We start from the raw sequence: 12,813 nt of genomic DNA, 5'->3' as shown, positions 1-12,813 counted from the left end.
AACCCAAAGCTGGCGAGCGGCGGGGTGATTAGTAGAGAGCGGGGCGGATAGCCGCCCATGCGGGAGCGAGTTGGCCCGAGAACATGGACCAGTCATGGACGCCACGGTCGAGATAGTTCGTGGTGTGCTCGATGCCGGCGCGGGTAAGAGCAGAGTCGAGACGCTGCGTGCACTGGCGCGAGCCTGCCTCGAGCAGCGTGCCGCCAATCTGATCCGTGAGCGGCTTGCCAGCGTAGCCGCGCTGGTCGGCCTCGGTGACCTCGCCGGTTGCCGCGGAGAGGTAAATGCGCGTGCCGCGCAGGCCTTCCGGGTGCGAGGTGACGTCGTTGCGCTTCCAGTCGGACGCGTCCCACATGTTGGCGGTGCTGCCGCCGCCGTTGCCGACGGTAAGCTCCACGGTGCCGCGGCCCGTCGGGTCGAGTGTCGAGTAGCAGCCGGAGATGCCCGCGACGGCGTCGAAGAATCCCGGATTGTTATTGGCCATCATGACGGCGCCGGAGGCACCCATGGACAGGCCGATGGCGGCGCGCTTGCCGTTATTGGGGATTTCGCGGTCTACAAGCGGGGCGAGTTCCTTCGTGTAGAACGTCTCCCATTTCATGCGGCCGAGCTTGGGGTCATCGCGGCGCCAGTCCTGCCACATGGAGGAACGGCCTTGGTTGGGAATGATGACGGTGGCATCGGAGTCCGCGAAGACCTTCTGCGCAATGCCGCGTTTGATCCAACCGGAGGTCTCCGGCGAGTCGACGCCCTCGAAGAGGAAGACGACTGGGCCGGTGCCCACGAGGACGTCGGCCTCGATGACGCGGCCCATGGCCGGTGAGGCGATGTCCCAGCGCTCTTGGCGACCATCGACCTTGTGGCGGGTGATGGATGCGGAGGGGAGGGAGGTGATGGGGTGGGGATAGGCGGCATCGGAAGCAGCCCAAAGATCGGTGAGAAGCTTGGCGTTGGGCCCCAGCGCGCCGAGGAGCGTGGTGACGGCCTCGACGGTGACGCGGGAGGAGCCGTGGTTGGTGCTGGAGAGCTGGTGTGCCTCGGAGGAAAGGTCCTGGGCGTGGGCCGCCGGGGCGGCGAGGGTAAGGGTAGCGGCGAGAGCAAGAGGGAGAATTCGCATGCGCGTTACCTTACAATAGGCGGGCATGACTACACCCCACATTGGCCAGCAGCTCCCGCCGCTTCCGGCGCCGGGCGCGACCTTGCAGGGCGAGCCTGCCGTCGACGTCCTGCGCAGCGAAGCTAAGGAATTATTGAATAACCTGCAGGTTATTCGGCGCGACCTGCACGAAAACCCTGAGATTGGAAATCAGCTTCCGCGTACGCAACGTCGCGTGCTCGAGGAGCTCGAAGGTCTGCCGCTGGAGGTGTCGACCGGCTTAGCCGTGTCCTCGGTCGTCGCGGTGCTGCGCGGGGGTAAGAGGGGCGACCATCCGGTCTCGGTGTTGCTGCGCGCAGACATGGACGCGCTCGAGGTGGGGGAGCGCTCTGGCAGCCCCTTTGCTTCGACGAATGGCTACATGCATGCGTGCGGCCACGACCTACACACGTCGGCGCTCATTGGCGCGGCGCGCATGCTCTGCGCGCACCGCGAAGAGCTCGAGGGCGACATTATTTTCATGTTCCAACCGGGCGAGGAAGGCCCGGGCGGCGCGCAGCCGATGATTGAGGAAGGCGTGCTTGACGCGGCGGGGCGCCGTCCGATTGCGGCGTACGGTTTGCACGTCGGCCCGCAGGACTTTGGCACGTTCAACCACGCACCGGGGCCGCTCATGGCATCCTCGTCGAACCTTCGCATTACGGTGCTGGGCAAGGGCGGTCACGGCTCGCGCCCGCACGACGCGGTGGATCCCGTGCTGGCGCTGGCGGAGATTCAGCTCGCGCTGCAGTCCGCGGTCACGCGCCGCTTTGACGCGCTCAATCCGGTGGTCATCACCGTGACCAACCTCTGGGCGGGCGACGGCGCGATTAATGCCATCCCGGAGCGCGCGGGCTGCTCGGCCACGGTGCGTGTGCTTGACGATGCCGCCATTGAACGGGTCCGCCAAGTCATCACCGAGGTCACCACCAATGTCGCAGCGGCGCACCGCTGCTCTGTGGAGACCGAGTTCGAGGTGCTCTACCCGTCCACGAAGACGAATGCGCGCGAGGACGCGTTTGCCGCGGGCGTGTGGGCTCGCCAGTTCGGGCAGGAACGCGTGGTGCGCATGCGCACGCCGATGATGGCCAGCGAGGACTTTGGCGTCGTGCTTCAGCAGGTACCGGGCACGTTCGCGTGGCTGGGCACGGTTGACCCGAGCCTGCCGGAGCAAAAGCGCGAGTGGAATCACTCGCCGCTCGCGCGCTTTGATGATCGCGTGCTCGGCGATCAGGCGGCGGCGCTGGCTGCGGTGGCGGTGGAGCGACTGCATGCGGCGCAGTCGCACCCGTCACCGACGATTCATGCGGCGCGCCAGGCTGCCCACCAGGTATAGGACCACCGCGGCCGCGATGAGCGCAAGGGTTTGGGGCAGCCAGTAGAGGGGGTAGTACTGCGCTGCATACCCGGCTGCGGCGGGATCGTCGAAGAGACGGTAGGCAAGAACGGGAATCCACCACAGGCGGTGGAGTGCGAGGAGGACGCCGGGGATGAGCAGCCAGCGGAAGCGCCAGCCTGCGATTGCGATGAGCACGAGGCCGACGATGGCGAGCAGCGAGAACGGGCCGCCTTCGGTGAGGAAGAGATGGTCGATCTGGTGCTGCTCGGCGAGTGAGTAGCCGTCGAGGACGACCTCACTAGGAATTCTTGTAGCCATCGGCCCATTCTCCTGTCTCGAAATCGTAGTCGACGTTCTCGCCGTCTTCGTCCGTGCGCTGGTACCACTCAGTGTAGCGGTCCGCGGCGGAGTCGAAGTCGGAACCGGCGCCGCGGCCCTCTTCCGCATGCTCGACGGAAATCTCGAAGTCGTCTCCGTGTTCCTCGATGCCGCGGACGACGGCGTTTTTGACGGCGGTGCGCGCGTAGGCGCGGCGGATAAACATCGGGTCGGAGTGCAGGTCCTTGATGAAGGCGACCATCATGACGAGCAAGACAACGCTAAACGGCAGGGCTGCGAGGATGGTGAGGTTCTGCAGTCCGGAGAGGACCTCCTCGCCGCCGGTGAGCAGCATGACGACCGCGATGCCCATCATGGACAGACCCCAGAAGACGACGACGAATTTATTGGGGTCGGGTCGCCCTTGGAGGACATGGTGCCCATGATGACGGAGGCGGAGTCCGCCGAGGTCACGAAGAAGACCGCGAGGACGAAGAGCAGCAGGAACGGCGTGATGGTACCCAGCGGCAGATCCTGGAACATGGCGAAGAGCACCTGTTCGTTGGATGCGGAGCCATCGAAGCCCTCGAGCCCCTTCTGGTTGAAGCTAATCGCGGTGCCGCCAAAGACGGTGAATGCGAGAATGAGGATGGCCGTGGGCGCGAAGACCGTGATGAGGGTGAATTCGCGCAGGGTGCGGCCGCGGGAGATGCGGGCGACGAACATGCCCACGAACGGGGTCCACGCAATCCACCATGCCCAGTAGAACGCCGTCCAATAGGACTGGAACTCGATGGTCTCATCACCCCAGGACAGGCCCTTGGCCATCATGGGCAAAAGCTGGTCGAGGTAGGTGATAATGCCCGACGGGATGAGGTTGAGCAGCAGCAGCGTGGGGCCCACGATAAAGACGAAGATGACGAAGCCGAGCGTGAGCGTGATGTTGATATTCGACAGGTAGCGCACGCCGCGCGAGACGCCGGAGACCGCGGACAGGATAAACGCGCAGCCGAGGATGCCGATGATCACGAGCAGGCCCGCGTTCGCCACCGGGTGGCCGGAGATGATGGTTACGCCCTCGCCAATTTGGATGGCGGAGACACCCAGCGTTGCGGCGGTGCCGAAGAGGGTCGCGATGAGCGCGAGGGCATCGATAAGCTTGCCCAGCGGGCCGTCCGTGTCGCGGGAACCGAAGAGCGGCTTGAAGATGGAGGACACGAGCGGGACGCGGCCGCGGCGGTAAGACGAGTACGCGATGGCGCCGCCCACGAGGGCATAGGCCGCCCATGGGGAGATGCCCCAGTGGTAGTTGGCTTGCGCCATGGCCTGGTGGAGGGCCTCGACCGAATTGCCGTCCACGGTGTGCGGCGGCGGGGTGAGGTAGTGCGCCAGCGGCTCAGACGGGCCGTAGAAGAAGATACCGACGCCGATGCCAGCGCCGAACATCATGGCGATCCAGCTAAAGCGGCCGAACTCGGGTTCTTCGTCATCCGTGCCGAGCTTGATGCGGCCCAAGCGCGAGAAGCCGACGTAGGCCATGACGAAGATCGCGAGGATCATCGTGATGTTGAGCAGCCAGCCAGCGTTCGTAATCGCCCACGAGAACGCGGCTGAGGAGACATTGGCCACGGAGTCAGGCCAGATGACGCCCCAGATAATGAAGGCGATGATGAAGGCGGCCGTGGTGAAGAAGAGCGGCTTGTCGAGCCCGAAGCGGTTGCGCTGGTCATCGACGGAAATGCCCGGGACGAGGCCCGGGTGCATGTCGTGGGGATACAAGCCGACCGCGGTCTCCTTATCCGCGGGGTTGAGTGAAGCGTGGTAGGGATCCGAGGTTGTCACGGGAAATCCTTAAAGTAGACAGTGTCGCCAATTATCCCTGTGCGGCGCGGAAATTGCTACTATATGGCTAATCTAGACCGGTAGGTGATACGCATGCATGTACCTGATTTTGATGAGGCCCTAGTGGAACTCGACGTCTTTGAGCGCGTCGAGGAGCATGTCCTCAACCCTGCCGTCCTGCTCGACATTTACTCCTCATAAGGTGTTGTAGCGCGCTCTTTCCGCCCGACGAGGTCGCGCTTGTCGAGTCGCACCTGGGTGAGGGCCGCGGCTACGAGGTTATCCAGACTTTTCTACTGCGCTAACGAGTTCGCGCAGCTCCGGCTCGGTGGGCCGGCGGTCCGGGTGAAGTGAGCAGAAGTCGAGCAGGTGATAGCCCGCGCGGCGCAGCCGCTGGTGGCGCTCCCAGAAAAGCTCACCGTGTCCATTGGCGGCGAGCGAAAGAATGGCACGGCGCTCGGAGAGCAGCTCGTACTGGAGATCGCGGCGGGTGGTGAGCGCTGCGTCCGGGGTGGTGGTGAGCAACGAGCCGAGCAGCGTGGACATCGCCTGGACGCAGCGTGCCTGAAGACGCTGTTGATCCTGGGCCGCCGCACGGGGACGCCACAGCCACAGCACGGCGAGCGCGAGCGAGACGGACAAGGCAATCTCGGCGAGACGCGCCTCAATCGCCGCGAAGTTCGAGTTGCCCATGAGAAGCGCCAGCGGCGTGGAGAAGATAACGCAGATCGCGTAATTACGCACGACGAAGGTTTCCGCCGCGTACTGGCAGGCCGCGAGCGCGAGCAACAGCGTCCACCCGGAGACGCCGAAATAGTGGAACGCCGCGAAGAGACACACGCCCAGGCACGAACCGAGCATGCGCTGCACGCCGCGAATGGTGCCGGGCACGCGGTCGGGACCCCATTGGAGGACGAGGAGCACGGAGACCGCTCCCCAGTCCGGGCGGTTGAGCCCGAGTGCGAGCCCAATGAGCACGGTGAGCAGACCGCCCACGAGGACGCGCTGCGCCGCCAAGGACGGGTGCGAATTGCGCGTCGCCGAACGGTAGAGACGGTAGCGCGCGGTCGGGTTCGTGTGCGGAATGACGGTGCGGGAAGGATCGATATCCGCGGGTTCATCCGAGAGCAGCGCCGAATCCACGTGTTGTGCGGCGACGGCGCGTTGGGCGGCAAGCGTGCGGTCCACGAGGTCGCGCTGTGCGGGCTGGAGGATGCGGCCGCCGCGGATAATGGCGGCATCGGAAAGCGCTTGCCACGCGGAGACCAACGCGGTCTGCGCCTGGTGATGGTGGGCAAGCGTGGGCTCTTCTACGAAGGCGCGCGCGGCCTGTTCGACGCCGAGGACGCGGCGCTTCTCCGGCCCATGCGCGTCGCGGGCTGCGGGCAGCATGCCAAGGATGATGCCGGTGAGCGAACCGACCGCGCACCAGAGGCCGACTTCCCAGGCAGGCACTCCAGTGATCATGGTCGAGCCGCCGCCGACCATGACGATGAAGAAACAGCCCGGCGGCGGCAGGCGCAAGGCGTTTTGTACGAAGGTGCCCAGGACGCCGAGAGCTACCGCATAGAGACCGCCAGCGAGGAGGCCGTCGACGAGCACGCCGCCTACCGATGCCCCCAAAAGCAACAGCGCCGCAGTCGCCATCACCCGCAGGCGCGTGCGGTAGGGATGACCCTCGCCGTAGATGACCGCGAACGCGCCGGCGGAGATGAGCAGGACCGCATGGTCATAGCCCAGGAGCAGCGCAATGGAGCCGGGGATGAGGATGGCGAGTGCTGCGCGCAGCGCGCCGGGCCAGCGGCGAACCTTCGAGTTGTAGGCGGTGAGTAACTGGAGGGGACTGGGTCTTTGGGGTAGCGCTTCCACGTCAGGGTAGCTTAGCCGCCGCGAGCAAACGCTGCGTATACGGGTGCTGGGGGTGCTCCCAGATCTCGTCGACAGGGCCGTGCTCGACAATCCGGCCCTCGTGGACAACGGCGACCGACGAACAGATCTCTTTGACGACGCCCAGATCGTGTGTGACGAAGACGAGCGTGAGCCCGTATTCGTCGACGAGCCGGTCGAGGAGCTCGAGGATCTGCCGGCGCACCATGACGTCGAGAGCGGAGACCGCCTCGTCCGCGAGCAGGATATCCGGGCGGCCGACGAGGGCGCGCGCGATGGAGATGCGCTGGCGCTGGCCGCCGGAGAATTCGTGCGGGTACTTCTTCGCGTCTGAAGGTTGGAGGCCGACGTCCACGAGAGCCTGCGCCACGTCCGGACCGGCCTCCTTGATCGACCGGCCGACCCGCAGCCGCGGGTTGAGCGAGCCCCGCGGGTCCTGGAAGACCATCTGGATTTTCCCGTGGACCTCGATCGTGCCTGACGCTGGCTTGAGCAGCCCCGTGAGCATCTTCAACAAGGTTGTCTTACCGGAGCCGGAGCCGCCCACAACGGCGAGCCGCTCGCCGCGCGCCACCGTGAGATCGACGTGCTCGAGCCCATAGGGCGCGGCGGCGTGGACCTCGATAATGGGCTCGCCGGTCCTAGCCGGCGATGGGGTAATCGGCTGCGGCACGAGGCTGCGGCCATACTCGGACTCGAGTGACTCAAAGTGGCCCGCCTTGAGCAACAGCCGGCGCGTCGTCATGCGGTCGATGACCCGCAGGTCGTGCGAGATGAAAAGTAGCGCGAAGCCACGTTCATCCGCGAGCCGCTCGATCAAAGCGAGCACGCCTGCCTGCGTCGTCGCGTCGAGCGCCGTCGTGGGCTCGTCACAGATGAGCAGATCCGGATTCTGCGCGAGCGCCATGGCGATGAGCACGCGCTGGCGCTGTCCGCCGGAGAGCTCATGCGGATACCGCTTCGCCACAGCAGGGTCGAGGTCTACGTCCTTGAGGGACTCCGGCGTCGCGCCGGCATAGTGCAGCTGGCGCGAAATCTTCATCAACGGGTCCAACGCGGAGAGCGGCTCCTGAAAGACCATGGCGGCTTTTCCATCGAGCTCCACATCACCGGAATGCGCAACGAGCCCCATGATGGACAGAGCTGTCTGCGACTTGCCCGAACCAGACTCGCCGATGAGGCCCACTCTTTCGCCGCGGCCGACCTCGAAGGTGAGGCCGTGGAGGATCCCCGGAATCGTGAGGTTGCGTACTTCCAGAACGTTCATTGATCCTCCGGATCCAGTAGGTCGCGCAGGCCATCGCCCAGCAGGTTAAAGCCCAAGACGGTGAGCGCGATGGCCAGGCCCGGCCAGAGTGCGAGCAGCGGCTGCGTGCCGAGCATGGTCTGTGCGTCGTGGAGCATGCGGCCCCAGGAGGCGGCCGGGGGAGCGGTGCCCAGGCCCAGGTAGCTCAGGCCAGCCTCGGCGAGGATGGCGAGCGCGCAGTAGACGGAGGCCTGCACGACGATGAGGCTCACGATATTGGGAAGCACGTGGCGCACCGCGATGACCGGCTTGGATACGCCCGAAATCCGCGCGGCCGCGATGAAGTCCTGGTGCATGACCTGCAGCGTGCCTGCCCGGGCGACGCGGATAAACGACGGAATGCCTGCGATGCCGATGGCAATCATCGCCGTGAGCGTCGACGGCCCCCACACCGCGCCCGCGATAATCGCGAGCAGCAGCGCCGGGAACGCGAGGAGCAGGTCCGCGCCCCTCATGATGAGCGGGAAGCCCATGCCCGCCGCGATGCCCAGCGGCACGCCGATGACTGCCGCGATGAGCACCGCGACGATGGCAACAGACAGCGTAATCTGCGCGCCGGACATAAGGCGCGAGAGCTCGTCGCGGCCAAAGCGGTCGGTGCCGAGAAGATGCTCCGCCGACGGCGAGGCCGCAAGCTGGTTCGAGACTTGGAACGGGTCATACGGCGTCCAGATAAACGCGACCACGGTCGTGAGCACCGTGAGCGCGACGAGGATCGCGCCAATCCACCCTGTGCGACTCATGCGCGCGCTCCAATCCGGGGGTCAATGACGCGGTACACTACGTCCGTGAACAGGTTGACCGTGAGCGTAAACGCCACGAGCAGCATGACGAGCGTCTGTACCGTCGTGAGGTCGCGCACCGCGACCGCGTCAAGGAGCATGGACCCCAGCCCTGGGATGACGAAGACGGATTCGATGACTACCGCGCCGATGACCAGCGTGGTGAGCTGCAGCCCCGCGACGGTCAGCACCGGCAGCGCGGCGTTGCGCAGCCCGTGCCGCAGCAATGCCTGGCTTTCCGATGCCCCCAGCGAGCGCGCCGTGCGCATATAGTCCCGGTGGAGCTGCTCCCGCACGGCGCTGCGCACGTAACGGGTGAGCATCGCGCCTTGGACGAGCGCCAGGGAGATGACGGGCAAGACGAGATAGCGCGGCGAGACCGGCACGACCCAGCCGTTGGCGGGCAACCAGCCGAGTTTTACGGCGAAGACGGCAACGAGGAGGATACCGACGAGGAAGCTCGGCACGGCGATGCCCAGCTGCGTGAGCGCCGCCACGGCCGTCGAGTCGCGTCGAGCCAGGAAGATGCCGGCGGGGATGGCGCCGAGGAGGGCGAGCGCCATCGCGGCGAGGACGAGGATGAGCGAGACCTGAGCGCGGTCGAGGACGAGCGGCGTGATGTCCTGGCCGGAGCTCAAGGACGTGCCGAAGGCGCCGGTGAACAGTCCGGAAAGCCATTCCCAGTACTGCGTGAGCAGCGGGCGGTCCAGGCCGAGCTCATGTGTTAGCGCGGCGACGGACTCGTCGTCCGCGTTGACGCCGAGGGCGACACGTGCCGGGTTGCCGGGGACAGCGCGCATGAGAGCGAAGATGATGACGGAGGCGGCGAAGAGCGTGCCGAGGTAGCGAGCGAGGATTTTCACTGGGTGATCTCCTTCAAACGAATGCCGTCCGTGACCTGGTTGGCGTCGACGCCCGTGACGCCGTGGGAGAGCACGATATTGGGCATATTCGCGACGGTGAGCGCGCCGGCGTCGTCCATGATCTGGTCGACGGCGTCGTGCATGAGCTCCGGGTCCTTGGCGTCGGCCTCGGCGAAGAGCTCGCGGGTGTGCGCGTTGTCGTAGCCCAGGTAGTAGTCCGGGCTGCCGAAGAGCGTGGTGATATCGCGCGGCTCGACGTGCGCGACGATGGACATCTGGTAGTCCTTGGCACCCATGACTTGGCCGAGCCACAGTGCAGGGAACTCCGCGGACTCAAGCGTGACATCGAAACCGATATCCGTGAGCTGCGAGTAGAGCAGCTCGCCTAGCGTCTGCGCGTAGGGCAGCGTGGGCACCGTGATGGTCAATGGGGTACCCTCCGCGCCAGCGGAGGCCATGAGTTCCTTGGCCTTCTCCGGGTCGTACGGGTAGTAGTTTTTCCCGGTAAACCATGGGTCCGCGGGGGCGACGGGGGCGCCGCCGGTGTCGGTCGCCATGCCGTCGAAGAGGATGCGGTTGGCGAGCTCGCGGTCGACACCGTAGGCGACGGCCCGGCGCACGGTCACGTCGTCGAAGGGCGCGGTCTGGTTGTTCATGGAGACGAGCACCTCGCCGTTCGTGGCACCCACCTGGACCTCGTAGTCCTCCGGCAAGTTGGCGAGGAGCTCCGGATTCTGGACGGCCCACACGATGTCGACGCTGCCGGATTGCAAAGCGTTGACGGACGAGACGATATCCGGGAAGTAGCGGATCTGGACGTCCTCGTGCGCGGACTCGCCCCAATAGTCGCGGTTGACGGCGAGGTCGACGTACTCGCCAGGGGAGAAGGCGCGCACCGTATACGGTCCGGTGCCGATGGTCTCGCCGGACGGATGGAGCATGGCGCCGACGGTCGTGCCGAGCTTCCACAAGAAAGACTCCGAGGGCGCGTCCAGGCTGATCTTTAACGTGTGCTCGTCCACGGCGCGCGCGTGCGCGGCGGCGAGCTGCTTGCCCAGGGCGTTCGTCCACTCATGCGTATGATTAATCGCCCACGCGGCGGTCTCTGCAGAAAAAGCGTCGCCGTTACTGAAGGTGGCTTCGCGCAGGTGGAAGGTGTACTCCGTACCGTCGATATCCCAGGACTCGGCGAGGCCCGGCTGGATGGAGCCGTCGTCCGCGATGGTCACGAGGGTCTCGTAGACGTTGCCCATGAGCGCGGCCGGAATGGCGGCGCCGCCGGTCGTCGTGAAGTCGAGCGAGGTCGCCGCGGCCGTGGTGGCGAGGACCACGGAGGGAGTATCGGTCGCCTCGACGACGGCGGTGTGCCCGGCGGAACAGCCCGCGAGTGTGAACGCGAGCGCCACCGCCCCGAGAGAGGGTAGTTTCATACCCGATTAAGTTACTCGGTGGGTGATTGGAGAGTGAAGCGCAGGGGGGATCCGGCGCCGCGGATGGCGTTCATCTGCATCTGCATACGGTCAGCGGGGAAGACGTAAACGCCGTACTCGATGGGGTCGCCGTTGTGATTGTGGAGGCGATTGGTCACCTCGAAGACCGGGAAGCCCTCCTCAATGCCGAGCGTTTCCGCCTCCTCCGGAGTCGCGGGGCGGGCGCGCAGCTGACGCGAAAGATTGTCGACCTCGACGCCAGCGCGGGCGAGGACGGCATGCAGTGACGGCTCTGATTCATCGAAGTCGAGGATGTGGCGTCCCACCTCGAGCGGGAAGTATTCCTCCTGGATGAGGCGCGTCTGCCCCGCGCGTTGACGAGTGCGGTGGATATAGACGATGGGGTCGCCCTCTTTGACACCAAGGGCCTCGGCCACCTCGCGGGGCGCCGGGCGGCGGGCGAGCCAGTGAATCTTCTGCTCGAGCGTGAATCCAGCTTCCTTGTAGCGCTGCGCCGCGGAGTAGGAGGCCTCGAAAGACTCGGAGCTGAAGTTGCCCAGCACGACGGAACGGCGGCCGCGGCCCGAGGAGATGGTTCCCTCGGAACGCAGCTCGGCCATCGCCTGACGCACGGGGCCGCGCGAGGTCTGGAACTGCTCGCACAATTCCGCCTCGCTGGGAAGGACATCGCCTACACCGAGGCGACCAGAAGAAATTTCACCGCGCAGGAAGCTTGCGATCTTTTGGTACTGCTGCGGTTCGCGCCGACCAGGCATGGTGGTCTCTCCCCTGAATAGAATAGAAATGACCCACGTGGAACAGTGAAAGGTCGCTTAGATATTACATCGTGACGCATCAATGAATGAAGTCAGTTTGCATATTTTTGCGCATATTATTCACCCAGGTGCGGTAGAGCACTACGTGAGGTCCCAGGCCTCCGCGAGGAGCTCCATGTTGTGGAGCACGCTGTCATGCGTCGTGGACTGGAGCGAAATCATGAGTTCGTCGGCGCCCACGGACTGCTGGAACTGCTCGAGGTAGTCGCGCACCTCGTCCTTGGTGCCCACGGCGGAGTACTTGAGCATCTCGAGGATCTGCTGGCCCTGGTAGGACGCCACGATCTGCTCGACCTGCTGGTCAGTGAGGTACTTCCCGCGGCCCGCGAAGGCCTTGACACGGTTGAAGCAGACCTTCTCCCATTCTTCCTGGGCGGCCTCGTCCGAGTCCGCGGCAAGCACGTTGACGGCGGCGATGAGGTACGGCTCCGGGTACTGCTCGGACGGCTCGTAGTTGTCCTTGTAATACTTCGTCGCGGTCTGGAGGTGCTGGGGTGCGAAGTGGGAGGCGAAAGCGTAGGGCAGGCCCAGCTTCGCGGCGAGCGAGGCGCCGTACATGGACGACCCCAGGATGTAGATCGGGATACTGGTGTTCTCGCCAGGGATGGCGCGCACACCCGGGATGATCGACTTACCGGTGAGGTAGCCGTTTAATTCCTTGATGTCCTCAGGGAAGCGCTCGGCGGAGTGCGAGTCGCGGCGCAGTGCGCGGCCCAAGGTCTGCATGTCAGTGCCCGGTGCGCGGCCCAGGCCTAAGTCGATGCGGTTGGGGTGCAGCTCGGCGAGTGTGCCAAACTGCTCGGCGACGACGTAGGGGGAGTGGTTGGGCAGCATAACGCCGCCAGAACCCAGGCGGATGGACTGGGTGTTGGCGGCGATGTGTGCAATCAGCACGGCGGGGCTGGAAGAGGTGATGGTGGGCATGTTGTGGTGCTCCGTGTACCACATGCGCTTAAATCCGAACTTCTCTGCGTGCTGGGCAAGCTCCACGGAGCGGGCCATGGCCTGGCCGTAGGTTTCCCCTTCGTAGACGGTGCAGAAGTCGAGGACTGAGAGTGCGGCGCGGGTCATGGAT

At 65.4% G+C, this 12,813-nt stretch carries 10 protein-coding genes and 1 pseudogene; 1 reads left to right on the top strand and 10 read right to left on the bottom strand.

The features are described from left to right. Positions 1-28: 28 nt before the first annotated feature. Positions 29-1,117, bottom strand: coding sequence for an alpha/beta hydrolase (locus HMPREF0307_RS09860; RefSeq protein WP_066492462.1), 1,089 nt, complete (start codon positions 1,115-1,117; stop codon positions 29-31). A 25-nt stretch (positions 1,118-1,142) separates the two neighbouring features. On the opposite strand from HMPREF0307_RS09860, the gene HMPREF0307_RS09855 reads away from it, so the two are divergent. Then, positions 1,143-2,471, top strand: a complete 1,329-nt coding sequence (locus HMPREF0307_RS09855; RefSeq protein WP_066492459.1) for a M20 metallopeptidase family protein — start codon at positions 1,143-1,145, stop codon at positions 2,469-2,471. On the opposite strand, the gene HMPREF0307_RS09850 is transcribed toward HMPREF0307_RS09855, so the two are convergent. The 9 genes and pseudogenes from HMPREF0307_RS09850 to HMPREF0307_RS09810 all read right to left on the bottom strand — a co-directional run bounded on the left by HMPREF0307_RS09850 (position 2,427) and on the right by HMPREF0307_RS09810 (position 12,809). Then, on the bottom strand, positions 2,427-2,792 hold the full coding sequence (locus HMPREF0307_RS09850; RefSeq protein WP_066492457.1) for a hypothetical protein: 366 nt from the start codon (positions 2,790-2,792) through the stop codon (positions 2,427-2,429). The two genes, HMPREF0307_RS09855 and HMPREF0307_RS09850, sit on opposite strands and share 45 nt — an antisense overlap. Beyond that, positions 2,773-4,556: pseudogene (locus HMPREF0307_RS09845) on the bottom strand (BCCT family transporter). The gene HMPREF0307_RS09850 and the pseudogene HMPREF0307_RS09845 overlap by 20 nt, the downstream one beginning before the upstream one ends. A gap of 357 nt (positions 4,557-4,913) precedes the next feature. Beyond that, positions 4,914-6,503: an FUSC family protein gene (locus tag HMPREF0307_RS09840; protein ID WP_066492452.1), complete on the bottom strand. Its 1,590-nt coding sequence runs from the start codon at positions 6,501-6,503 to the stop codon at positions 4,914-4,916. Between the two features lies 1 nt (position 6,504). Next, positions 6,505-7,788: an ATP-binding cassette domain-containing protein gene (locus HMPREF0307_RS09835; RefSeq protein ID WP_066492450.1), complete on the bottom strand. Its 1,284-nt coding sequence runs from the start codon at positions 7,786-7,788 to the stop codon at positions 6,505-6,507. Next, positions 7,785-8,570 (bottom strand): ABC transporter permease, encoded by a 786-nt coding sequence (locus HMPREF0307_RS09830; RefSeq protein WP_066492448.1) that lies wholly within the window; start codon positions 8,568-8,570, stop codon positions 7,785-7,787. Before HMPREF0307_RS09830 ends, HMPREF0307_RS09835 begins: the two co-directional genes overlap by 4 nt. Then, positions 8,567-9,472, bottom strand: a complete 906-nt coding sequence (locus HMPREF0307_RS09825; RefSeq protein WP_066492444.1) for an ABC transporter permease — start codon at positions 9,470-9,472, stop codon at positions 8,567-8,569. The genes HMPREF0307_RS09830 and HMPREF0307_RS09825 overlap by 4 nt, the downstream gene beginning before the upstream one ends. Next, complete coding sequence (locus HMPREF0307_RS09820) at positions 9,469-10,902, bottom strand: ABC transporter substrate-binding protein (RefSeq protein WP_066492443.1); 1,434 nt, start codon at positions 10,900-10,902, stop codon at positions 9,469-9,471. The genes HMPREF0307_RS09825 and HMPREF0307_RS09820 overlap by 4 nt, the downstream gene beginning before the upstream one ends. Positions 10,903-10,913: 11 nt before the next feature. After that, a complete protein-coding gene (locus HMPREF0307_RS09815; RefSeq protein WP_066492442.1) occupies positions 10,914-11,678 on the bottom strand; it encodes a GntR family transcriptional regulator in 765 nt (254 codons plus the stop codon). 141 nt (positions 11,679-11,819) lie between these two features. Then, positions 11,820-12,809 (bottom strand): LLM class flavin-dependent oxidoreductase, encoded by a 990-nt coding sequence (locus HMPREF0307_RS09810; protein WP_066492441.1) that lies wholly within the window; start codon positions 12,807-12,809, stop codon positions 11,820-11,822. Positions 12,810-12,813: the final 4 nt, after the last annotated feature.

The sequence above is a fragment of the Corynebacterium sp. DNF00584 genome, from assembly GCF_001552965.1.
In the GTDB taxonomy this organism is placed as follows: Bacteria; Actinomycetota; Actinomycetes; order Mycobacteriales; family Mycobacteriaceae; genus Corynebacterium; species Corynebacterium phoceense.
Note: the sequence above shows the minus strand (reverse complement) of the source record. Positions and strands in the feature narration are given on the sequence as shown.